This window comes from Saccharothrix sp. ALI-22-I, assembly GCF_001984175.1.
Classification (GTDB): domain Bacteria; phylum Actinomycetota; class Actinomycetes; order Mycobacteriales; family Pseudonocardiaceae; genus Actinosynnema.
In genome coordinates, this window is the sequence record NZ_MTQP01000032.1 from 17,856 (window position 1) to 40,872 (window position 23,017).

19 protein-coding genes and 2 pseudogenes are annotated in these 23,017 nt (G+C 68.1%); 15 read left to right on the plus strand and 6 right to left on the minus strand.

The features are described 5' to 3' along the window. Positions 1-296: 296 nt before the first annotated feature. Positions 297-779: an ester cyclase gene (locus tag ALI22I_RS02840; protein WP_077003998.1), complete on the minus strand. Its 483-nt coding sequence runs from the start codon at positions 777-779 to the stop codon at positions 297-299. A 167-nt stretch (positions 780-946) separates the two neighbouring features. Between ALI22I_RS02840 and ALI22I_RS55295 the strand changes: the two are divergent. The 4 genes and pseudogenes from ALI22I_RS55295 to ALI22I_RS02860 form a co-directional block, all read left to right on the plus strand. Then, positions 947-1,033 (plus strand): annotated as a pseudogene (locus tag ALI22I_RS55295) (IS5/IS1182 family transposase); the annotation flags it as partial. Between the two features lie 64 nt (positions 1,034-1,097). After that, positions 1,098-1,292: an integrase gene (locus ALI22I_RS51895; protein WP_238598040.1), complete on the plus strand. Its 195-nt coding sequence runs from the start codon at positions 1,098-1,100 to the stop codon at positions 1,290-1,292. 146 nt (positions 1,293-1,438) lie between these two features. Beyond that, positions 1,439-2,677, plus strand: coding sequence for a hypothetical protein (locus ALI22I_RS52855; protein WP_338013455.1), 1,239 nt, complete (start codon positions 1,439-1,441; stop codon positions 2,675-2,677). Between the two features lie 97 nt (positions 2,678-2,774). Next, the gene (locus tag ALI22I_RS02860; RefSeq protein WP_077003999.1) at positions 2,775-3,710 is read left to right on the plus strand and encodes an aldo/keto reductase; all 936 of its coding nucleotides are present in this window, start codon (positions 2,775-2,777) and stop codon (positions 3,708-3,710) included. 998 nt (positions 3,711-4,708) lie between these two features. On the opposite strand, the gene ALI22I_RS02865 is transcribed toward ALI22I_RS02860, so the two are convergent. The 3 genes from ALI22I_RS02865 to ALI22I_RS48490 all read right to left on the minus strand — a co-directional run bounded on the left by ALI22I_RS02865 (position 4,709) and on the right by ALI22I_RS48490 (position 8,338). Next, the gene (locus tag ALI22I_RS02865) at positions 4,709-5,692 is read right to left on the minus strand and encodes a GNAT family N-acetyltransferase (RefSeq protein WP_077004000.1); all 984 of its coding nucleotides are present in this window, start codon (positions 5,690-5,692) and stop codon (positions 4,709-4,711) included. 42 nt (positions 5,693-5,734) lie between these two features. Next, on the minus strand, positions 5,735-6,988 hold the full coding sequence (locus ALI22I_RS02870) for an IS256 family transposase (RefSeq protein WP_077004001.1): 1,254 nt from the start codon (positions 6,986-6,988) through the stop codon (positions 5,735-5,737). 495 nt (positions 6,989-7,483) lie between these two features. Further along, on the minus strand, positions 7,484-8,338 hold the full coding sequence (locus ALI22I_RS48490) for a hypothetical protein (RefSeq protein ID WP_143531918.1): 855 nt from the start codon (positions 8,336-8,338) through the stop codon (positions 7,484-7,486). A 266-nt stretch (positions 8,339-8,604) separates the two neighbouring features. On the opposite strand from ALI22I_RS48490, the gene ALI22I_RS52865 reads away from it, so the two are divergent. The 7 genes and pseudogenes from ALI22I_RS52865 to ALI22I_RS52870 all read left to right on the plus strand — a co-directional run bounded on the left by ALI22I_RS52865 (position 8,605) and on the right by ALI22I_RS52870 (position 16,630). Then, a complete protein-coding gene (locus tag ALI22I_RS52865; RefSeq protein ID WP_077004003.1) occupies positions 8,605-8,838 on the plus strand; it encodes a hypothetical protein in 234 nt (77 codons plus the stop codon). A gap of 32 nt (positions 8,839-8,870) precedes the next feature. Next, entirely contained in the window at positions 8,871-11,684 is a 2,814-nt protein-coding gene (locus ALI22I_RS02890; RefSeq protein ID WP_077004004.1) for a hypothetical protein, read from the plus strand. Positions 11,685-11,911: 227 nt separating this feature from the next. Further along, on the plus strand, positions 11,912-12,235 hold the full coding sequence (locus tag ALI22I_RS48500) for a hypothetical protein (RefSeq protein WP_143531919.1): 324 nt from the start codon (positions 11,912-11,914) through the stop codon (positions 12,233-12,235). Positions 12,236-13,084: 849 nt separating this feature from the next. Beyond that, positions 13,085-14,314 (plus strand): NucA/NucB deoxyribonuclease domain-containing protein, encoded by a 1,230-nt coding sequence (locus ALI22I_RS02900; RefSeq protein ID WP_077004006.1) that lies wholly within the window; start codon positions 13,085-13,087, stop codon positions 14,312-14,314. 68 nt (positions 14,315-14,382) lie between these two features. Next, a complete protein-coding gene (locus tag ALI22I_RS02905; RefSeq protein ID WP_143531920.1) occupies positions 14,383-14,784 on the plus strand; it encodes a hypothetical protein in 402 nt (133 codons plus the stop codon). 276 nt (positions 14,785-15,060) lie between these two features. Continuing rightward, positions 15,061-15,918: pseudogene (locus ALI22I_RS02910) on the plus strand (IS5 family transposase). A gap of 208 nt (positions 15,919-16,126) precedes the next feature. Next, the gene (locus ALI22I_RS52870; RefSeq protein WP_238598041.1) at positions 16,127-16,630 is read left to right on the plus strand and encodes an L-rhamnose mutarotase; all 504 of its coding nucleotides are present in this window, start codon (positions 16,127-16,129) and stop codon (positions 16,628-16,630) included. On the opposite strand, the gene ALI22I_RS02920 is transcribed toward ALI22I_RS52870, so the two are convergent. Further along, the gene (locus ALI22I_RS02920; protein ID WP_238598042.1) at positions 16,582-18,231 is read right to left on the minus strand and encodes a cellulase family glycosylhydrolase; all 1,650 of its coding nucleotides are present in this window, start codon (positions 18,229-18,231) and stop codon (positions 16,582-16,584) included. The two genes, ALI22I_RS52870 and ALI22I_RS02920, sit on opposite strands and share 49 nt — an antisense overlap. A gap of 485 nt (positions 18,232-18,716) precedes the next feature. On the opposite strand from ALI22I_RS02920, the gene ALI22I_RS50325 reads away from it, so the two are divergent. From ALI22I_RS50325 to ALI22I_RS54385, 4 genes are all read left to right on the plus strand, one after another. After that, positions 18,717-19,031, plus strand: coding sequence for a serine hydrolase (locus ALI22I_RS50325; protein ID WP_077004009.1), 315 nt, complete (start codon positions 18,717-18,719; stop codon positions 19,029-19,031). A 190-nt stretch (positions 19,032-19,221) separates the two neighbouring features. Next, complete coding sequence (locus tag ALI22I_RS52875; RefSeq protein WP_077004010.1) at positions 19,222-20,319, plus strand: integrase core domain-containing protein; 1,098 nt, start codon at positions 19,222-19,224, stop codon at positions 20,317-20,319. A 39-nt stretch (positions 20,320-20,358) separates the two neighbouring features. After that, entirely contained in the window at positions 20,359-20,721 is a 363-nt protein-coding gene (locus ALI22I_RS02935; protein ID WP_077004011.1) for a hypothetical protein, read from the plus strand. Between the two features lie 196 nt (positions 20,722-20,917). Next, positions 20,918-21,046, plus strand: coding sequence for a hypothetical protein (locus ALI22I_RS54385; RefSeq protein ID WP_274522739.1), 129 nt, complete (start codon positions 20,918-20,920; stop codon positions 21,044-21,046). 114 nt (positions 21,047-21,160) lie between these two features. Here ALI22I_RS54385 and ALI22I_RS02940 read toward each other — a convergent pair whose 3' ends face one another. Further along, positions 21,161-21,664, minus strand: a complete 504-nt coding sequence (locus ALI22I_RS02940) for a hypothetical protein (RefSeq protein WP_143531922.1) — start codon at positions 21,662-21,664, stop codon at positions 21,161-21,163. Positions 21,665-23,017: the final 1,353 nt, after the last annotated feature.

A 23,017-nucleotide genomic window follows, 5' to 3' on the forward strand; every position in this document is an offset into this window, starting at 1 on the left:
CCGTGCTTGCTTTTCGATGTGACTGGTGTCATGAACGGTGACTGGTGTCATGAACGGAGAAAGGAATCAGCTGATCGCGTTCGCGACCAACACCTACACGGACAGTATGCCGATCTCCGGAACGGTGTCACCGCCGCCGGGCCACGGCGAGGGCGCCGCGCCGTCAACAGACCGGCCCGACCACTCCCGTGTCGCCAGGACCGCACCGCCAACCGCCAAGCAGAACGACCCCATCACAGTCGGAACGTCGGTAGGCCACCCAGACCTACGCGGCGTCTCACGAGAGATCCGGCTGTCTAGCGCTCAGCGAGGCCCATACCGGTCGAGGCGTTCTCCTCGCCGCGCATCTGGCCGAGCAACGTTTCGTTGTCGTAATAGACGCGCTCAGCGACGAGCTTGGCCGACTCGTCCCCGTCCCCGAAGAGATAGAACGCGGCCACTTCCACTGAAACCGGCCTGCCCTGCGGCATGACTCCGCAGTACTCGCCGCGGTGTGTCCCCGCGATCGTCACCTCACGGACGGATGCGCCAGGGGTGTCGTATTCGCCGGTGACGATGACACGAAAGTCCGGTATGGCCGCTTCGATGAGCTGGTAGAAGTCCTGGACACCCTGAAATCCAGGGAAACTGGTGCTCAGGGGGACGACGTCGTAGTATGCCCGGTCGTCCTTCAAAAAGGTTCCATATACGCGCGCCCAGTCATGCTCATTCTCGCCTTTGATGTGCTCGTCGATCGTCCGGCGTTGGGCAGCGATCCGCTCCTGGTCGGTCATGGTCATGATTTTTCTCCTGCTCCACCAATGTTTTCAGTGTTCCACCGCCGGTCTGCGCCGGCAACCGGTCGTGCCCTTCAAGCCTCCACATTCGACGATCATCGATTTCGGGGCGCGGCAGGGCTAAGACCTTGGCTCATGTGGCGTTGACGGACATGTCATGATCCTGGTTCGTGGTTGATCGTCTGTCGTTGCGGTTGGTACCTGACGAGTTGTGGGCGTTGGCGGAGCCGTTGATTCCGAAGTTCGCTGCTCGCCCTGTACCGCTCGAAAGTCGTCGTCGCTGGTAGACCAGGGCCGACACCCGCTTGAGAGCATGCTCCCGTGATCCTGTCCCTGCTGTACGAGGTGACCCGGAAGCTGCTGTCCGTGCCGTCGGTGCTGCTACGCAGCGAGGCCGCTGAGGACGACGAACTGCTCGTGCTGCGCCACGAGAACGCAGTCCTTCGGCGGCAACTCGCGGGCCCAGTCCGTTATGAGCCCGCGGACGGTTCTGGTTCGCGGCTCTGTCCAGGCTGATGGATCGTCGGCGATGACAGGAGGTCTTCCCGGTCACGCCCGGCACCCTGCTCGCCTGGCACCGCAGATTCATCGCCGGACGGTGGGACTACACCGCTCGTCGACACACCGGGCGCCCACCGACCAGAGCCGCGATCAAGACGGTCGTGCTGCGACTCGCCAGGGAGAATCCGCGGTGGGGACACCGCCGCATCCAGGGTGAACTCGCCAGGCTCGGCCACAGGATCGCTCACTCGACGGTCTGGCAGATCCTGCACGAAGCGGGCATCGACCCGGCGCCACGCCGCACAGGCCCAACGTGGCGGGAGTTCCTCGCCGCCCAGGCCGACGGCATCATCGCGGCGGACTTCCTCCACCTCGACACCGTGCTCGGCAAGCGGCTCTACGCGTTGGCGTTCCTCGAACACCACACCAGGCGCCTTCACATCACCGGCGTCACCGTCCACCCGACACAGGCATGGACAGCGCAGCAGGCCAGAAACCTCGCCGCCGACCTCGGACACCGGATGAAGTCCCTGCGCTTCCTGCTCCGCGACCGCGACGGCAAATGCGGCCAGACCTTCGACACCGTCTTCCGGGCCGACGACATACGGGTGATCAAGGGCGCGCCGCAGGCACCCCGGATGAACGCCCACTGCGAACGAGCCATCGGCAGCATCCGACGCGAGGTCCTCGACCACATCCTGATCGCTCAACGAGTACAGACATGGCGTTTGACCAGCAGCGATGACTTTTCGAGCGGCACAGGGTTCCAGCGGGCACCACAAGCCGTTGTCACGCGATCTCTTGACAGAATCAGGACCCTGGCTGAGTATCGAAGCGCTTCGATGATGAGGGTGGATCCTCCGCTACTGCGGGGAACACCCACCGCTCCGCACCTTCGGCTCTCGGTCCCCCCCCCACGCGTGAGGAAGCTGATCTCGTATGTCCTGGCTCCAACACCCCCACAGCCGCCGGAGAGTCATGGCGGCCACCGCCGGCCTGGTTGCGGGCGCCACGCTGCCGGCGATGGGCGCGATGCGCGCGGTGGCGGGCACGACGGCCCAGCAGGAGCAGTTCACCAACCCGGTGATCTGGCAGGACTTCGCCGACCTCGAGGTCATCCGCGTCGGCGACACGTACTACTACACCGGTTCGAGTGGATCGCCCTTGGCCTGCGCGCGGGCATGGAAAGCGTCCTGGCCGTGTGGCGGCGGCCCGGCGCGGATGACGTCGTCGACCTCCCGATGCCGCACCTGCGCGGCATCGACGCGGAGATCGACGTGCTGTATCCGCGGCGACTGACCGCCTGGCCGGCCGACTGGGACGCCGACGCCGGCGTGCTCCGCCTCGTGGGCGGGCCGGCGCCCGCCGCCCGGGTCCTCCGGCTCCGGAATCCGAACTGACGCGCCTCCCCGCGAGCGCGCGACGCGCTCACGGCGTTCCGGCGTCCGTTCACGGGGTGGCGCCGACAGCCCCCCGTACGTCCTGAAAGGACAGGTCATGAAGACCTTCACCCTGCCCGGCACCGAGATCATCGCGCCGAACGTCGTGCTCGGCCTGATGCGTATCGCCGACAAGACCGATGACGACATCCAGGAACTCGTACGCACGGCCCGCGACGCCGGCATCGACTTCGTCGACCACGCCGACGTGTACGGAAACGATCTGCACGACTGCGAGCGTCGCTTCGCCGAGGCATTGCGGCTCACCCCATCGCAACGCGACGAGATCACGATCCAGACCAAGGCGGGGATCGTCAGGGAGGGGCCCTACTTCGACTTCTCCTACGAACACCTCATCGACTCGGTCGAGGGATCGCTGCGGGCCTTGCGGACCGACCGCATCGACATCCTGCTGCTGCATCGCCCGGACGCGCTGGTCGAGCCCGAGGAGGTCGCTCGCGCCTTCGACGATCTCGAGTCGTCGGGAAAGGTCCGCCATTTCGGGGTCTCGAATCACACGCCACGCCAGATCGACCTCCTGCGGAAGTCGGTGCGCCAGCCGATCGTCGCCAACCAACTGCAACTGTCGATCACCCACCAGCCGATCATCGCCCAGGGGATCGCGGCGAACATGCTCGACGAGCAGCAGTCGGTGACCCTCGATGGCGGCGGAATCCTCGACTACTGCCGGCTGAACGACATCACCGTCCAAGCGTGGTCGCCGTTCCAGGCGGGCTTCTTCAACGGCGTCTTTCTCGGCTCTCCTGACTACCCCGAGCTCAATACCGTGATCGACCGGCTCGCCGCTCAGTACGAGGTTCCGGCGATCGCCATCGCGACAGCGTGGATCACCCGCCATCCCGCGCAGATGCAGGTCGTGCTCGGCACCACCACCCCCGACCGTGTCAGCGGCGCCGCCGAGGGGTCCGACCTGCCGCTCACCCGAGCCGACTGGTACGAACTCCTCCGCGCCGCCGGGTATCGAGTGCCATGACCTGCACAACCGCCGAGAAGACGAGCGGTATGACCAGTGAGAACACGCCACGACCGGCCCTGCCGAGACGACTGAGCCCAGGGCTTCGGCGGCGGTGGAACAGCGGTTGATCGACCCGGATGCGGCGCCGATCCGGCCACGCGCTGCCGCTTACCGGGGGTCGGTGCCGCACGGCGTCGCGGAGGAGGGCGTGCCGCCCCAGGCCATCGCCGAGGCGATCGGCCGGGGCCTCGGCCTGTCGAGGGCGTCGCGCGGCTCTCCCCGCTCAAGCACAAGAACCTCAACGTGCTCGGCCGCTACAGCTTCACCGCCTCTACCCCGGTTGGCGGCGGCCTGCCCCCGCTGCGCGACCCTGACGCGCCGGAGCTGGACGAGGACGACGACGGTGAAGAGGGCTGAGCGTCGGGAGCCGACCAGGGCGCTGATCAGTTCGCGCGCCGCCGCCTTTGTCAGCCGCTTCGCGACGCCCGGATCGACAGGCGGTAGGCATTCCTGATGTGTTCCCCGCCGACGCGGGGATGGTCCGCACGAGCAGCGCGCGGTGGCCATCGTGTCCGCGTGTGGGCCCTGGCAGCGCGTACGGTGTGCTGCTCGGCGGCTCCACGCAGGCTCCACCGCCTGTGCAGGTACGGGTCTCCTGCGCGGAACTGGCGCAACCGGTGTTGCTGATGGTGCCGCCGCCGCACCGGTAACTACCGATCACGATCACCGCGCCGCCGTGCTGCGCTGTCCGCCATGCCCAACCCAAGCGGCGTCGCTTGGCCTTGTGTTTGCTGAAATCAGTGTCCGTGCAGGTCAGCTGACGTGGTGACGGGCCGACTTCTTGACGATGCCGCTCAACCATTGCCGTCGGCGGATGTCGGGTTGGGTCATTCTTCTGGTGGCCGGTGATTGGCGATGGCAGTGGTATTGCGGCACTGTTCGAGCATCGGATCGTGCGTGGTGGGGAGGAATTGTCAAATCCTGTGGACTGACCGGACAGTCAAATGACCGGTTGATCAAGCAAGCGGCTTGCGGTAACGGACGTACTCGTTCTGCCGCCGGAACCCCACACTCTCGTAAAGATCGTAGGACCGGTGCGGATTTGCCGTGCCCGTGAACAGCCGCGCAGTCGTTGCACCCTGCTCGCGAAGACTTCGCAGCCCATCCAGCAGCAGGACCCGGCCGATTCCTAGGCGTCGTTGGTCCGTCCGGACACTCAACTCTTCGACCTCGCCCACAGTGTGGTGGTGACGGCGGATGGAGCAGAGGACGACGCCGACCATGTCCTGCCCGTTCCATGCTGCTCTCCAGCATGCCGGGTCAGCGGTGTCGACGAAGTCCTGGAAAGTCCATTTCCGAGTGAAACCGGTATCCGCATACGAATCGACGACCGTCCTCCAGGCGGCACGGTAGTGGCTTGTCCCGATCGGCCCCGTCCGTATCCCGACCGGCAGTTCGCTGCCCGGCTCGGGCAACTGCTGGAGATCGCCCAGCTCCAGCTCGACCAGGCTGAAGACACGTCGGTAGTCGGCTGCGAGCAGTAGCGCCGTGGCGTCCTGTTCGGAGGCCATGGCGTTCGCGCCGATCACTGCCGTGCGGGCCGTTCCATGCTGTTTGACGAGCTGGCGGATCCGCTCTTCGGCCCAGCTCAGCATGGCTGAGCCGATGCCCTGACGGCGATGTTCGGGCAAGAGGTAGCCGCGGTGCAGGTACAGCCACGTGTCGTCCCGCTCCCGCCACCACCGGATCGTCGAGTAGCCGACCACGCTCCCGTCGTGCACCACCAGGATCTGGTTCTTGGACGGCTCCTCCAGCTTGGCAGAGGCTTCGGCGATCTCGGCCGCTGTCGGGAGCCCTTCCACAACCGAATGGGCATCGATCCGGTCCCGTTCAGCACACCCCAGCCGCACCGCGGCCATGGGGCCGTGGTCTTCGTCGCCGCGATACGGCCGGAACCCGAAGCCCACCGGAAGGATTTGTCCTGGCGCGTCATCCGACATGGTCGGATGATCTCGAACTTTGAGGAAGGTCCGCCACCCTGTTCATGCCGCAGTCATCCGTGGCCGCTCAACGAGCCGGCCGCGTTCGAAGCGGGCTCCGGCGCGGACGAGGGCGACGAGATGGGGTGCGTTCACGGCCCGCCACCGATGCTGGGCGGACTCGACGAGCTTGAACACCATGGCCAAGGCGGCGGCCGCGCTGCCGGCGCCCTTGGTGACCTTCGTGCGCAGGCGGACGGTGGCGAACGTGGACTCGATGGGGTTCGTCGTGCGCAGATGGATCCAATGCGCGGCGGGGAAGTCGTGGTACGCCAGCAGTTCGTCCACGTCGTCGGTGAGCTTCTTGACGGCCTTGGGCCATTTCTCGCCGTAGGTCTTCTCAAACGCCGCGACCGCTGCGAGTGCGTGGTCGCGGTCCTCGGCGTTGTAGATCTCCCGCAGGGCCTTCTTCCCTCCCGGCTGGGCTGACCTCGGTAGGCCGTCGAGCACATTTGCGATCTTGTGAACCCAGCACCTCTGATGGCGGGTCTCAGGGAACACCTCGGCCAGGGCCTTCCAGAAACCGAGCGCGCCGTCGCCGACCGCCAGGACGGGAGCGCGCATCCCGCGCCGCCGGCAATCGCGCAGCACATCGGCCCAGGAGTCGGCTGATTCGCGGTAGCCGTCGCTCATGGCGATCAGCTCCTTGGTGCCGTCCGCGCGCACGCCCATCAGCACGAGCACGCACGACTTCGCCGCCTGCAGGCGTATGCGCAGGTGGATGCCGTCGGCCCAGGCGTAGACGTAGTCGCTGCCGGACAGATCGCGCTCGCCGAACGCCTGGTGGTCGGCCTGCCACTGCTGGGTGAGCCGGGTGACCGTCGCCGGTGACAGACCCGCCGAGCTGCCGAGGAACTGCTCCAGGGCGGGCACGAAGTCGCCGGAGGACAGGCCGTGCAGGTAGAGCAGCGGCAGCACCTCGCTGATCTTCGGGGACTTTCGGCACCACGGCGGCAGGATCGCGGAGGAGAACCGCTTGCGTTCGCCCGTGGCCTCGTCGACGCGCTTGTCGTTCACCCGTGGCGCCTTCACCTCGACCACGCCGGCCGCGGTGGTGACCTGCCGGGGCTGGTGATAGCCGTTGCGCACCACCAGACGGCGTCCGTTGTCGTCGCGCTCATCGGCCAACTCGGCGATATAGGCGTTCACTTCGGCCTCCAGCGCGGCGGCCAGCATCCGCCGCGCGCCCTCCCGGACGATCTCGTCGATCAAGGAGGAGACGCTGGTCGTGCCCTCGTCGTTCACTACGCTGAGCACACACGTGCCTTCCCGACCGGTGCTGCGAACACCGGTCTTGCTCGGTGACCTATCGATCAATCGCCCGGGAAGGTACGTCCTCCCGAGCCGATCCACAGGTCATGAGCATTGCTCGATCGCTACCGACGGCAGCGTCTGGGCTCCAAAGACGGCCTGTTCGGCGTCGCCGTGGACGGGCCCGAACCGCAGCCCTGTCAAGCAGTTCCTCACCGTGCCCATCGGCGCGGAGACTCGCGGCCCGACCATCCAGGACCACGGGTCGTCGTAGCCGTGCAGCACCCCGGAGAGGTCGACGGCGCGACCGTGGAGAAGCGCGCCCACCTGGCCCGACAGTCCCGGCGCGCTCGTGCGGCCCTCGGTGGTTGTGGTGACGCCGTCGCGGCGCGTGCGTGAGCGACTGGAAGAAACTCCTGCTCCCGATGGCCGGGTAATCCGTCAGTGGGAACGACTGACCTCCCGGGCGTCCGCATCGGGGCTCCGGGAATCGCCCGCAGCTCACCTTTCGAGAATCACCTGCGCGCCGTACTGGCGATGTACATCGTCGAGACCGCCGATGATCTGGAAGTACAGGATCACCGCCCTATCGACAGACGGCATGTCTTTGACCAGGTTCCACAGTTCCTTCAACGCCCGGTGGATCACCGCCTGACCGAGTTCGGGCATGACCAGGTCGAGCGCTGCGGTGGAGGCTGCCGCCCGGCTTGCTCGGCCTTGACCGGAGAGGAACGTCAGAACCGCGAGGTTGGCGAGCACCTCCTCGTGATGGTCCTGGGCAGTCGCGTCCCGTAGCCCGCTGATCGCCCAGAATGCCCAGGACTTCAGGTGGTCGTCGGGCGCGTTGCGGTACGCGGTGAGGAAGAGCTCGAGCGCCTGTCGACGGTCGACCCACGTGGGACCACGCCCGAGGATGATGGCAACTGACCCAGCGTGCCAGTCCTGTTCCGCTGCGACCGCCTCAAGCATCGCGTAGTCGGCTGGCAGGTCGACGACGTGCTCGCGGATCAACTCACAAATGGTCTGGTCGAAGGTCTCCGCGTCGATGCGCTGGCGCTCGTACGCGATGGTCAGCAGGGCGTGGGTGCTGAACGTTTTGATGCCCAACGAGTGGGCCACTCTGCGCAGGCCGGTGTCGTCTGCCCAAAGCGGGATGTTCCCGTGCTTGGCGGCGTCCAACGTAAGCGCCCAAGCGGGTTCCCGGTCCTCCCGCATGGACTTCAACACCACCATCTCGGGATGCGGGATGCGGCCGTCCGGGGTGCGCAGACCAAGGCCCGCGAGGTGGGACAGGGACGGGCGGAAGCCGGTGCACCAGATGATGGCGTCGGCGGAGCGCAGGACCTCGGAGTCCATCGGCCGGGCGAGGAGAAGTCCCCGGTCGCGGGCTTCGCGGACTGGTGGCACCATGACGATGTCGCCCAGCGCCCCGACTCCGCCGGGGTTGTGGGTGGCGATGTCGAACAGCGCCTTGCCGTCGATCTCGTCGGGCAGGTAGCGCTGTGCCTGCCGATAACCTCATCCATGCAGGTAGAGAGCGTATGAAGCTCAAGACCTCGAAGCGTTCACGGGCAGGGTTGCCATCCGCCGTAACGTCGACCAGCACGGCATGATGACCGGCTGTGCTGCTTCGACTGGCCTACCTGGGCGTGGCCAACGCGTTCGCGTTGCTGCGCCTGCTGCCCATGAGCGACCGGGACAAGGACGCGGAGATCCTGGCGCTGCGGCACCGGATCACCGTCCTGGAACGCCAACTCGCTGAGCGCCCTCCGGACGAGGGGCTGAACAGCGCGTTTTCGTGCGTCTGGGACACGAAACGATTACTGCGGCAACGAATCGCGCCCGTGCTCGGATAGTTCTCCCGTGGGGCACCGATGAGGGAGGGGACTTGGCCGAGTCTGCGTTCCGTGGTCTGTACGCCTTGCTGTCGGCGGTCAAGGACCTGAGCGAACGACCGCTGTGGTCGAGGTCGAAGCACGGCGGTCTGCGCGGCGATCGGCCGCTGCCGCTGTTGTGCCTGATCAACGGCCAGACGGATGGGTTCCTCGCCGACCTCGGCAAGCTCATGGACGGCGCGGGCGCGGCCAGAATTCCGGTCGTCCGCGTCGACGTGGACGAAGCGAAAGCCGCCTCCGAGGCCCGGTGGGCGGGTCTTGAGAGCGAAAGCCCTCTGCTGAAGCGCGACAGCCCTTTGTTGCCGTTGCTGGACGAGATCCGGCACAGGTTGTCCGCCGACCGGTTCGGCACGCTGCGGCCGAGCCGGTTCCGCCGCTACCGGCTCGTGGACTGGCTCACCGGCAAACGGCTCAACGAGGGTGACAACCGCAACGAGCTGACCGACATCACCCACCTGTTGCGACTGTGGCACGCGCGCTGGGAGCGCCCGGAGGCGGCTCGCCAGGCGGCGATCGAGGTGTCGGCGTCGTTGCCCGCACCGGTGCGGTTCCTGGTGGCCCTGCTGTTCGCGTGGCACCGGCCGTTGCGGTTCTGGTTGTGGACGCGGGGTTCCCGATTAACCGGCGGCGAGCCGAGGTGGCTGATGCGCCAGCCGTTCATGCTGCCGGGGCACTCGACCAGCTTCACCGGTTTCGCCGAACTCCTCACGGTGGGCAGGCAGAACGACGACAACCTGCCGCAGCTCAAAGAGCTCCTCGTGCACGCCTTCCTGCAAGATCTGCGCGAACTGTACGGGCCGGGCACGTGGCGGCTGCGGCGCTGGCGCCGGACCGCCTACACGGTGGTGCTCCTGGACAACGTCCGGGAGGACAACGGCGGCTGGGAGCTGCTCGGCCTGATCAACGATGTCCGCAACCAGTCCACCGAGCACGACCCCGTGCTCGTCGTGGCCACGTCGCCGTCGCTGCCGGCGCGGCTCGAGCAGCGGACACCGCAGCCGGCGAGCGAGATCACCGACGAGATCCGCGACTGGTACCGGGAGCTGCCCGCACGCAGGCAGACCCTGCGCCGGGACGCGCGGTTCATCACCGTCGCCCTGCCGTCGACCGGCGGCGAGGAGGCAGGGGAGCGGGACCGCCGTGCCTGGGACACCCACCGCGACCTCCTGCGCCCGCGTCCCGTCCCGGTGCCCGCGCGCCGGTCGTTCATCGCCGTCACCGTGGCGTTGGCGCTGCTCGCGGCGGGCTTGACCGGCGGGCGGTGGCTGGTCGCCCGGATCGCCGAGGACTGCCTGCCGTCCGCCCGCGCCGGCGTGGTGACCGCGTGGATCGAGACCCAGAACGGCGGGGAGTGCGTCGGCTACAGCGACAGCGCGGCACAGGTGTTCGGCAAGGACGAGCGGCTGCGGAAGGCGCAGCTCGCCGTCTTCGAGCTCAACCGGGAAGCCGAGCGGCTGGCCGAGGCGTCCGGCCACAGGCCCCTGGTGACCGTCGTCTACTTCGCCGAGTTCACCAGCCCGACCGTCCCGGACGACTCGGCCGGCGCGATCACCGAGGAGCTGACCGGTCTGCTGATCCGGCAATCGCACGACAACACCGAAGGCGACCTGCCGCTGCTGCGGGTCGTCGTGGCCAACGGCGGCCACAAGATGCGGCACGCGCGGACCGTCGTGGACCGGCTGCTGGCACCGCTGTTCGCCGCCGACAGCACCGCGATGGGCGTCATCGGGATGGGGCGGACGGTGCCCTCCACGGAGAGTGCGATCGGGGCGCTGGGCGACCTGGGCATCCCGGTGGTGGCGACCACGTTGACCGGGCAAGGGCTCGGCGACCGGTCCCCGATGTACTTCCAGCTGGTGCCGGGCAACGAGAAGCAGGTCGCGCTGCTGCGCGAGTTCTCCGAGCGGCAGGGCAAGGAGGTGACGGTCTACCAGCCCGCGGACGTGGAGGGCGACAGCTACATGAAGACGTTGCGGGAGAGTCTGAAGAAAGCCCTCGGCGCGGACGAGTCGTGGCTGGTGACGTGGCGCGGCCCGGTACGCGGCATCGAGCCGCGCTGCGACACCGAGGAGGTCGACCGGATCGCGTACTTCGCGGGCCGGGAGTACGACTTCGACGGTTTCCTGGACACCCTGTTCGAGGAGTGCGAGGGTCGGACCCCCGTGGTGGTCGGCAACGACACCACGTCACGGTTCATCGCCGACGGCGGCAAGCGTACGGAGAAGCACCGCGGGCGGTCGATGTCGTACGTGTCGCTGGCCAACGCGGTCGTCCACGAGAACCGGACGTGCCTGTCGTCCGATCGCGAGGGCGCCGACGAGCCGTCCCGGTTGTGCGCCGGTCTGCTGGACCTGCGCTCCGGCAAGGCGGGCCGCCCGGCGTGGAGCGAGTTCGGGCGCAAGCTCGAGGAGGACGCCACCGTGCTGCCGTGGATCGGCGAGCGCATCGGCGTGGCCTACGACGGCGCGGGGCTGTTCGTCCACGCGGTCAAGGAGAACCGGTTCAAGCGGCCGCGCGTCGACGCTGCGGGCGCGCCGCTCGACGGGGCTGCGGTCGGACCGCCCAACCGGGCCGCCATCGGTCAGGAGTTGCGGGAGCTTTCCTGCCCACCGGAAGACCGGGACGCAGTGCGCGGCAGCTGCTACAAGGGGGTCTCCGGCAAGATCGGCTTCAGCGTCGACCGGACCGGCGAGTCGCGTCCCGTGGCGTTGCTGGCGATAGCGGACATCGCCGACCTGGGCATGGTGCCGACCTGCGTCTACATGCTCCCGCCCGCCGACGCCTTGTGCCCGCCGCCGACGCCGTGACCGCGGGCGCGGAACCGGCCGAACAGTCAGTGACCGGGCTTGTCCGGGGCCGGGTCAAGGCGGAACTCCCTGGTGGCATGAACTGTTCGTGCGTCTCGACGGTGCCGCGGCGGTCGGCGTCCACGGCGCCGGTGTGGCCTTGGAGCGGGACGCCGAGGCGACGTCTCGTGCCCACGTCCCACAGTTGTGCCTCGGCGGGTCGTTCCGGTCCGACCAAGGACGCGAACGTGACCGTGGCGAAGGTCCCCCCGTCGGGGCTGAACGCGATCGACCGCACGTCGTTGCCCAGACCTATCAGGGGTTCACCGTTCTGGGTGCGGGTCGCCACGTCCCAGAACTGCACGACCTGCGCGAAGCTGCCCACGGCGAGGGTCTTGCTGTCCGGGCTGAACACCATGCGGGACACGCTGGGGGATCGGGATCTGCTCGCCGAGCGCTTGGCGGGTGTCGAGGTCCCACAGGCGTACTCCGATGCTGTCCGACACGGCCAGCACGCGTGCGTCGGAGCTGATCGAGACCTCCGCCCGCGAATCGTTCGGCGGCAGGTGTGACACGACTTGGCGTGTCGTGGTGTCGACGACCTGGACACCGTCTTCGGTGGCCACCACGAGGATGTGGCCCTTCGGGCTGATTGCCATCTCGGTCGCGTCGAGGTCGAGCGGATCGCCGATCCGGTGGTGTGTGGTCGCCTCCCAGAGGCTGATCTCGCTGTCTTTCACGAGACCGGCCAGCAGTCGGCCCTCGTCGCCGAACGCCGCGCCGATGACGTTGGCCCTCGATGAGCGGTTCGCCGAGCCACCGGTGGCCGGTGGTGTCCCACAACCGCAACGACGAGCCCGTGGAGACGGCCAGCGACCGGCTGTCGGGGGAGGGGAACGCGTCGGTTCACCCCCCCATGCGCCGGTTCGAGGTCTGCCATTCGTGGTCGACGCCTGGGGAGCGCTTCCCGCTGGCGGGGCAGCGCCACCGGTCGACGGCGCCGAGCACCCCTTTTCGGCAGTGGGGATCACTCGAATGGCACAGAGGCGAACGGGTGACGTGCGAACGCTCCTCCTGGTGTTCCGATCGCCCGCCGGCAGAGTGCGGCGCGAAAGCGTTGCCTCCCGACAGCCGGAGGGGGATCCGGTTCGAGGCGGCGTTCTCGACCATGATCGGGGGATCGGGGCAGGTGTTCTCGCCATCGGCTTGCGCCGACCTCTCGTTCCACCCGGAGGAAGAGGGGGATCTTTCTCGTGCGCAGATCTCGTTCCGCGGTCGCCTGGGTACTGGCGGCCTTCGCCGCCAGCCTGCTGACAACGGGCACCGCGACCGCTCAAACGGCCACATCGGACACACCGGCCGGCCTGGTAACCGACCGGGTCACTCCTGCTGGTGACGTCGTCAGGGTTCCCGTCGAACAGGTGACCCAGACCAACCCCCCGCCCGCGACGTTGCACGAACGCACGTCCTGGGAGCAGACCGACAAGCAGCAGAGCTTCACGAGGGACATCGCGGACATCGTGACCCCGGGTCCTTCCGCGCAGATCGCGGTCGATCCCGTCACGCTCGACGAGTGCGACGACCACGACTTTCCGTCGGGTGACCCGGTCTGGTGGCACAAGAACCACTACTCGACGTGCTACGCGGGCTACGACAACCTGGTCAAGCCGGCGTCCTGCCCGATCCTGTGCAGCCCGTCGATCAACTCGTTCCGGCTCGTCGTGATCGGGGTGGGCGACACCAACGTCGTTCCCCCTGGTGACACGAGCGCACCGGTGCGCAAGGCCCGATTCACCATCCGCACCGACACCGGTCAGAAGTCCGGTCCGGAACCCGCGCCGGACAGCACGTTGATCCAACTGCGCCTGGACTGCGTCGCACTCGATGACTCGACCTGCCAGAACTCGCAGAGCGGTGGCGTCACCAAGACGCTCGGCGAACTGCGCGCGGGGTTCGAGACCAGCTTCGACCTGACCATCTCCGGCAACGGGGCGTTCCCGGACGACCCCGACAACAAGACCTACTACAACACCTCGTTGACGATCACGAACTTCGCTCCCGATTACCTGCCGCCAGAGGTGAAGCTGCCCAACGACGCCCTGCGCTGCGACACCTCGACGTACACGTACAACGTCGACACGCAGCGTCGTGACAACGGTGCATGCATCTTCACCGACGTCGACGCTGTGCTGACCTACTCCAAGGCGACGGGTTCACCCGTGAAGGCCGTCGCGGAACACATCGAACTCGCGCAGACCACACCGGAGAACACCAAACCCGGCGGGGTCGGCAGGATCATCCCGGGTGCCAAGGAGTCCGGGCGCAAGCTGTCGAGGCTCGTACCGGAATTGGGCGTTGGTCGTGACGACAGGTACGAGGCGAACCGGCTGCTGGCTGTCGCGAACTGCATCCGCTTCTGGGGCCTGAACTACTCACAGGGCGGCACGCTCGACTGCGACGAATACCCGTTCGCCTCGACCTACGAGGGTGCGGCGTACAACCTGTGGAACGGTGGTGGCACCGCGGTCTCGTTCTCGTCGATGCCGCTGGACAGGAGCCAGAACCGTGCCGCGGGCCGGGCGCTGGGCATCTGGTACGCCGTGGACCACATACTCGAAGGCGACGCGTTCTACGTCGATATCGTCGGGTGACGTGATCCAGACGAAGCCGGAGGTCGGGAGTGCCGAACCTGCTTTCAGCCCGGGACACCCCGGTGCCCGTGACGTACGGGGCGTTCTCCCTGGTCACCGGCGCGGGTGGCGATCCGCTCGCCGTCGAGCGCCCCGTGGCGTCCGTGACCGGTGGCGGTGTCGGCTTCTTCAGCGCCGCCAACGACCACACCGCGAACGTGCGGGTGGAGTTCTGGGACGGCGAACCGTCCGAGGACCCGTCCGGTTCGGAAGCCGTGACCGGCGCCGTTGACCTGGAAGCGCCTGTCGTGGTCCTGCTGGCGATCGACACCGGCTTCTCCGCGGAGATCCCCACACCGTTCACCGGCCGAGCCGGAGTTCGCGTGAGCTGCACCGGCCGTGACGAAGCGGCACGGCTCGCGTTCGAGGAGCACGAGTTGTTCTTCACCGACGTCGAGCACTGGCTCGTGAGGATCTGGCCACTCGAATGAGCACCGCCTGGTGGCGGCGATCGCGCCCTTGCGGCCGGTCGCCGCCACCGCCGTGGTTCGGCCGAGATCGAGGTGGTGTCCACAGCGGACTGCTCAGCGCGCCCGACGGGGTGTGACTGACCCCAGTGGGTGCACCCGACACCGAGCCCTTTCATCGTGACATTGCGGGTTACGGAGCAGGCGAGTGGCGGCAGGCGGGGCTCTCAGTAAGAGGGCATCTGATCTTGGTTTGTGGTGGTCTGTCCGGTTTCGTGGCCGCCCTAGAGTTGATCAACTATGAGCTCTCGACGTGGGTACCCCAGTGACCTGTCCGATGCCCGGTGGGCGTTGATCGAGCCGACGCTGACGGCGTGGCGCGCGGCCCGGCGCGGGCCGGGGACCGCAGCGCGGGTGCACGACTTGCGGGAGATCGTGAACGCGATCCTGTACGTGTGTCGAACCGGGATCGCGTGGGCGTATCTGCCGCACGACTTCCCGCCGTACAAGACGGTCTACGACTACTACGCCAAGTGGGAGGCCGACGGCACCGCCGAGGCGTTACACGACCTGCTGCGAGAGCAAGTTCGTGTCGCGAATGGACGGTCGGCCGCCCCGACGACGGCGATTCTGGACTCCCAGAGCGTGAAAACCTCCTGCAACGTCAACGAATCCAGCCAGGGCATCGACGCGGGCAAGAAGAGCAAGGGACGCAAACGGCACCTCGCCACCGACGTACTCGGACTGCTGCTCGTCGTGGTCGTCACCGCTGCGTCGGTCCAGGACTCGACCGCCGGTCGACACCTTCTGGACCACCTGGCCGTCACACACCCGGAGGTGTCATTGGCATGGGTGGACGGAGGCTACAAAGACGAGGTCGTCCGCCACGGCGTCAGGCGCGGCATCCGCGTCGAAGTCGTCAAACGTATTGCCGCCAAAGGGTTTCACGTGTTGCCCAGGCGTTGAGTGGTCGAGCGGACCCTGGGGTGGCTGATGCAGCACCGTCGCCTCGCGCGCGACTACGAGGCGCTGCCGCAACGCTCGCGCACGATGGTCCACCGGGCGATGGCTAACATAATGAGCCGCGTTCTGACGGGTGAATCCACCCAAACCTGGCGAAACGATCTACTCAAACCGGACAGAACTACCCAAAAGTAGATCAGATGCCCTCTCAGTGAAAACCGAGACTGTGTCGATGGTCGCGCTCGGTGACCGGTGGCAGGTTGGGTGAAGCCCTGTCGATCGCATCAAAGCCATGTATTGAACGACTCGATCGGTGCGGTCGTGACGCTCGTGCAGCAGCTTCGCGGCTGATCCGGGGTCGAGCCCATCCTCCGGGTCCTGGGCGTCCTCCTACCACGACTGGGTGGCCCGCCAGGTGCTGCGTCGTCGAGGCATCCGGGTCTCGCGCAAGCGCGTCGAGCGGCTGATACGCCAGACCAGCCTGCAGGGTGCCTTCCTGCGTAAACAGTGGCGGGCGCCCTCGACCAGGCGGGATCTGCGGGCCGCTCGCGCCCGCCCGACGGGGTCGACCGGGTTGCACTCGGCCGTGTGGCCTGCTGTCGAACAGACGCCGCTCGACGCGAACATGCGCAACTTCACCATCTTCCTGCACGGTGATCTGCTGTTCGGCTACTGCGAGCACATCGGGGAGGACACGACGCCGACCAGACCCGCATCGCCGCGGACCCGGAAACGCAGCGGTAGTGGGCGTCCATGCAGGAGGTCTGGCACCTGGATGACCCCGCTTCGTCCTGACCGGGCCGAAGACGGGCGTGGCACCCGGAAGACCCCGGGTGCCACTTGTCGATTCAGCCGGATTCAGGAAATCGTGCCGGTTACCGTGGTGCCCGTCCTGGTCACGTGGTAGGTGATGGCGGCGCCGCTCCAGAAGTCGAAGGTGAGCGTCACGGGGGCACCGTCGGTGAGGGCGTTGAGGAAGGCGGGGGTGAGCACGAGCGTGCCGTCGGCGTACTTCGGGTAGAAGGTCTGGTGGAACTCCTGGTACGGAGTCCAGGTGGCGGTGCCGGCGTTGCTGCCGTCCGCGTACCGGGCCTGCATGGTGGCCAGCACGTCGCCGCGGAACTGGGTGGGGATGGCGAACGAATCGGTGGTGCCGGTCGTGTCGGTCTGGGCGGGCAGGTCGTGGGTGATCACGTCGATCGGCCACGGCGCGCCGGCGGAGAACCGGGCCTGGAGCGAGGCATTGACGCCGTAGGCGCGGCTGCCGACCAGCCTGGTCAATGCGGCGGAGGTCAGCGTGAGCCGGTCGCCGGAGACCGTGTAGTCGCGGCCGGAGGCCAGTCTGGTGTCGCCGTGCCACAGCCCCCGGAACGTGGTGCCGTTGAGGTCCAGGGTGAGGGTGTGGTCGGTGATGGGGGAGGACCTGGGCACGAACACCTGGTCGGAGGACGCGGTGCCGGACCGGGACCGCCAACTCGCCCGGATCAGGTCCATCAGGCCCTGCTCACGCCACTGGAGGGTGTTGCGGTTGATGAAGGAGCCGGCATCCCACAGGGCGGTGGTGACGCCGCTGATCCGGGCCTGGTAGCCGAGCAGTTCGAAGTACTTCAACACCTCGCCGCGCTCCACCGGGGCCGCAGGCTTGGTGTAGTCCGGGTGGGACAGCAGGCCGTACTCGCCGAGGTAGACCGGGATGCCCTTGGCCACGAAGATGTCGCGCATCCGCGCGAAGGTGTCGAGGAGGTCCTTGCGGCTGGTCTCCTCGAACCGCGTGAAGCCCGCGATGTTCACGCTGAACGGCCAGAATCCGTAGAAGTGGACGGTCGCGGCGATGTTGGGGTCGTGCAGCCCGGCGATGGTGGCGGCCAGGTCTTCCATGAGGGTCTGGCCAGGGGTGCAGCCCAGGGTCGGCAGCACCAGCACGCGGGTGGTGTTGCCGCCGCCGGACGCGCGGACGAGGGTGTGGAAGGACGTGTTCAGCTCGTCCATGTACTGCTTCTTCTGGGCGTCGGTGGCGTTGTCGAAGGCCGGTTCGTTGACGCTCTCGAACAGCAGGCGGCGCGGCGCGTCGCGGAAGGTCGTGGCGATCTGCCGCCAGGTCGCGTCGAACCGGGCGCGGACGGTGTCGTGGTCGTCCGCCATCTTCGAGATCCACTGCCACGAGTCGTGGTGCACGTTGAGCACGACGTAGAGCCCGTCGGCCAGGGCGAAGTCAACGACCTGCTTGACGCGGGTGAGGTAGGCCGGGTCGATGGTGTAGGGGGCAGTGGTGGACTGGGCGTTGCTCCACGTCACTGGGATGCGGACGCTGCGGAAGCCCTTCGCGCGCACCGCGTCGAACAGCGCCTTGGTGGCGGGCGGGTTGCCCCAGGCGGTCTCGTTCGGGATGGCGTCCAGCGAGTTGCCCAGATTCCAGCTCGGCTGCATCGCCGCCACCACGGCCTGCGCGGTGCCGGGGACGTGGCTCGCGGCGGGCAGGGGGTCGGCCAGCGCGGGCGCCGTAGCCATCCCGGCCGCGGTGAGCAGTGCCAGACTTACGGCCGCCCACCGCCGGCGGGCTCTCCCGGTTCCGTGTACCTCGGTCATGTTCCGTCCGTTCTGTCGAAGCGCTTCACCAGCGTTCACCGGCGGGTTAGCGCTGTCAACCAGGGCTACCAAACGAGATTTACCGTGCTATGGCGATGATCCGATGATCCGCCGGTTCAGCGGCCCGCCACGAATTTGAGCGCTTCGACGCCTCCCGCCACGATCGCATCTCCGTCACCAGGTGCTCGGCAGCGGCGGCTCGACGACTTGGCGCGGCACGTCGTCGACCACCTGACACCGTGAACCACCTCGCCACAGAAGCCCTTCGAACCGGGACGTCGTTTTGTCGCAGTCGGGGACGTGTGGCGCGTCAGTCTCGGGTGAGACGCGCGCACCGAGGGAGGCGCCGGGTCGATCTGAACGGACACCGGCCGCAACGAGGACGCGGTGCGGAAGTACGTCGAGGCTTGGTCGAGGCTGTCCAGGTCTTCGCACCCGGTGAGCGTTTGTCGTACTGCAACAGCGGCTATGTGGTGCTGGGCAGGCTGGTGCTGGTGGAGGTGCTGCGCGGGAAGTCGTTCAACCGCGCGCTGCGCGAGCAGTTGATCACACACTGGGGCTGGTCCACGTCGCGACGTGCGTCGACGAGGGCGATCCTGGCCCAGTCCCGCAGTTGGGTACGAGCGGGCGCGGCCGGACGTGTCCCTGGAGCCGGTGAAGACGTGGTCGCTCGTACATGCCACGGCTCCCACCGGCGCGATGCTCGCGATGAGCGCACGTGATCTGCTCGGCTTCGTCCGGCACCACCTCTCGACGCCCGACGACGTGATGCGAGAGCACCAGGTCGGCGTTGCGCCTGCCGATAATCTCATCCACGCAGGTAGAAGGCGTACGAAGCTCAAGACCTCGAAGTGCTCACGGGGACGGCTGCCGTCTGCCGTGACGTCGACCGGCACGGCATGATGACCTGCTGTGCTGCTCCGACTGGCCTACCTGGGCGTGACCAACGCCTTCGCGTTGCTGCGCCTGCTGCCGACGAGTGATCGGGACAAGGACGTCGAGATACTGGCGCTACGGCACCAGATCACCGTGCTGGAACGCCAACTGGGCAACACTCGTCCACGGTTCTCCCTCGGCGACCGGGCGTTCCTTGCGGCACTGCTGCACCGACTCTCGGCCAACGCACGTCGCCAGCTCCGACTGCTGGTGCGCCCAGAGACAGTGCTGCGGTGGCACCGGGACCTCATCGCACGCCACCACACGGCCCGATCCCGCCCCAAACGGCCCGGCCGCCCCCGAACCGTCCGCTCCATCCGACTCCTGGTACGGCGCCTGGCGCGGGAGAACTGCACCTGGGGCTACCGTCGCATCCACGGCGAGCTTCTCGTACTCGGCATCAAGGTCGCCGCGTCCACGGTGTGGCAGATCCTCAAGGACGCAGGAATCGACCCGGTGGACCAGCGCACCGCCACCACCTGGTCGGCCTTCCTCCGCTCGCAGGCTGACGCGCTACTGGCCTGCGACTTCTTCGAGACATCCACCCTGATCGGCACGCGCCTGTATGTGCTTGCGGTCATCGAGCACGCCAACCGCCGGATCAGGATCCTGGGCGTCACCGCGCACCCGACCGCGTCCTGGGTCACCCAAGCCGCCAGGAACCTCGTCATGGATCTCGAGGACGCGGGCAGCCCCGCACGGTTCCTGATCCGCGACCGGGACGGGAAGTTCCCGGCGCTGTTCGATGCCGTCCTCGCCGACGGGGGCATCCAGGTCGTCCTCACCGGTGTCCGGATACCGCGGATGAACGCGATCATGGAGCGCTGGATCCGCAGTTGCCGCCGTGAACTCCTCGATCGAACGCTGATCTGGAACCAACGGCACCTGCTCCACGCACTGCGCGAGTACGAGCACTTCTACAACACCCACCGACCCCACCAAGGCATCATCAACGCCCGTCCACTACAAGCGCTGCCACCACCGGCCACAGATCAAGCTGCGACCACCCAGCTCAGCGTCTGCCGACGACAGCGACTGGGCGGCATCCTCAACGAGTACCACCACGCCGCCTGATCTGCACGGACGCCATTTTCGGCAAGCACAGGGTTCGCCATGTCCACCGGCGGACCGCCCAGCGACATGCCCATCACCGTCCGCAACAACTCCTCCACGTCCGCGCCGGCCGCGACGCTGGTGTTATCCCTGCCCGAAGGGGTGCAGGTGGTCGGCCCCGGCAACAACCTGCGGGGTGGGCCGCTGGTGCGGTTCGACGGCGTGGCGGACCAGACCGTCGGGTGCCCGGCCGGAGAGGGGACGGTGACGTGCACGGCGGAGCAGGACCTGCCCGCCGGCGGCTCGGTCACGTTCGTTCTCCGGCTGCTCGCCGGTCCGAAGTCGGCGAGCGGCACGATCACCGCCGGCTCGGGCGCGCCGGTGCCCGTGGAGGTGCCGCTCACGATCACCCCGAAGAGGTAGGGCCCGGACAATGGAGCCGCGTCCGGCCTGACGCGGCTCTTCGATCCGGCCGGGACCTGGTCGGCGGACCGGCCTGACTGTCGAGGCGATCCGGTTCTGCTCGGACGGCGGGATCGTGCGGCAGTCCGGCCGGTCTCCGTGTGTCCGGCGCCGACGCGGTGGCCCGTTTTGGAGTTCGTGCGGAGGCTGCGCGACCGTGGCGACCACGAACGTCTACCCCGGCACCACGAAGCCATGGTCCGCGGTGCACGACCTCGACACCCGCAGACTGCTGCGCACCCGCATCCTCGGCGGACTCGTCAACGAGTACGAACATGCCGCCTGACCTGCGGCAATGACTCTCGGGTGGCACGGTCCGCAGTGTGCGGGTGCTCTACACCGGCAGCGGCCGTACCCGACCGCGCGACCCGCCCCGTCCTGCCTTGTCGCCCGGTGCGGGTCACCGGCGGGGCCGCAGCGCCTGGCGGTGGGCGTGGCCGATGAGACCGAACTGGTGGTCGGTGAGCGGGGCGGTCAGGCCGTCCTCGTCCTCTCTGCCGGTGATCGCCACCGTGCCGTGCCAACGGCCGGCGGGCGCGCCGAGGATGGTCAGCATCGCCCAGGCCAGAGGATTGGGCGGGTACAGCTCGGGCATCGTCGCGGCCACGTCGGGCGAGACGTCGGCGACCTTGGCGCGCATCCCGTGCTCCAGGGCGATGCCGTTGACCAGACGGCGGTGCGGGTCCACCGCCGCAGCGACCGCCGCCCACAGGGTCTCCTGGTAGAGGGCACCCCACTCGTCGGGGACGGCGTGACCGTCGACGCCGCGGGTCAGCAGCCCGCCGGTGGGGGTGATCAGCACGAACGACACCGGCCCCGGACCCGCCGGCGGCGGGGTGTCGGCCAACAAGGGCGTCCCGGGCCCGGCTGCGGGCCGCGCGCCGTGATCGGTAAGGGCGTGCACACAGCGTCACGGTAGTGGCTACCGCGGGCGACGGGCAGGCGCCGACACGCAGATTGGACCGATCGTGGCAACCGTTTCCCGACTTCCCGAACCACGCAGGCGACACGGCCGCTGATCGGCTCTGCGACTCGGCCCGCTGCACGCAAGCCACCACCTTCCAGGCGTTCCTCGGCAATCCCAGGATCCGTGCCAGGGAGGAGGCTTGACTGCGACGTGAACACGGCCGGGTCCACCGAGTACTCGACGCCCTCGACACACCCGCGACCAGGCCGGCGGCCCGACGACCAGCTCGGAGGGCACGTCATGCCGCTGACCGCCGAACAACGCCACCGCAACGACGCCGGCATCCGCGCCGCGATGGACCGCCTGCTCGGCGGGCACCTACCGCCTCACGGCGGCTGCGACCTCAACTCCCACCCGCGAAGCCGGGGTCGCCAGAACGGGCTTGTACGCACGCACCGACCCACAGGGCAACCAGCGCCCAGGGCCCTGCCGGCACGAGCCGGACGAAGATCAGGTACAGCAGTCGTAACGCCACACCTCACGATCATGCTCCTGCGGTTCGTGGTGCACGAGCACCGCAGCTCAGCGGCCCAGCGCGGAGTCCGGGCACCCCACACCCGTCCGGCATGGAGCCTGCTGTTGCGGGCGGCGCGTCCGGTGGCGAGGCTTGGACCAGCGGGTTTTGCCGGCGAGGTTCGCGAGCACGTGGTGGGTGATGCCTGTGCGTCAGCTGAGCGGCTTGCCCGTCGAGGCGACGAGCTTCATCGACCGGCGGCGGGACGTGGTCGAGGTGAAGCGGCTGCTGGGCCACGCGCGGCTGGTGACCCTGACCGGCACCCCGGGCGTCGGCAAGACCCGGCTGGGCCTTCGCGCGGCGAGCGAGCTCGCGCACGCGTTCCCGGACGGCGTGTGGCTGGTCGACCTGTCAGGGTTGCAGGAGCCGGAGCTGGTTCCCGACACCGTGATGATGACGTTCGGTATCCACGACCGGCAGGGCTGGTCCCCGATCAATACGCTGCTCGACCACCTGCGCGGTAGACACCTGCTGCTGGTCCTGGACAACTGCGAGCACCTGGTGGACGCCTGCGCCGCCCTGGCCCACGACGTGCTGAGCGCCGGCGGGCAGGTGCGAATGCTGGCGACCAGCAGGTGGCCGCTCGGCGTGGCAGGGGAGCACATCCGGCCTGTTACACCACTCGCCGTGCCCGACCCCGGCCGACCGCTGCCGGCGCGGTCCAGCCCCCGCCGGGCCGCGCTGACCCTGCTGGAGGAGCGGGCGGCCGCCGTCGCGCCGGGGCTGTCGCCGACCCCGCGGGAACGCATGGCCATGGCGGGGATCTGCCGCCGGCT

Bases quoted from the DNA above. Each gene is read 5' to 3' on its own strand.
- ALI22I_RS02920 (WP_238598042.1), bottom strand. From the start codon at position 18,231: ATGGCTACGGCGCCCGCGCTGGCCGACCCCCTGCCCGCCGCGAGCCAC.
- ALI22I_RS02860 (WP_077003999.1), top strand. From the start codon at position 2,775: ATGAAGACCTTCACCCTGCCCGGCACCGAGATCATCGCGCCGAACGTC.
- ALI22I_RS02840 (WP_077003998.1), bottom strand. From the start codon at position 779: ATGACCATGACCGACCAGGAGCGGATCGCTGCCCAACGCCGGACGATC.
- ALI22I_RS02935 (WP_077004011.1), top strand. From the start codon at position 20,359: ATGTCCACCGGCGGACCGCCCAGCGACATGCCCATCACCGTCCGCAAC.
- ALI22I_RS02865 (WP_077004000.1), bottom strand. From the start codon at position 5,692: ATGTCGGATGACGCGCCAGGACAAATCCTTCCGGTGGGCTTCGGGTTC.
- ALI22I_RS48490 (WP_143531918.1), bottom strand. From the start codon at position 8,338: ATGGACTCCGAGGTCCTGCGCTCCGCCGACGCCATCATCTGGTGCACC.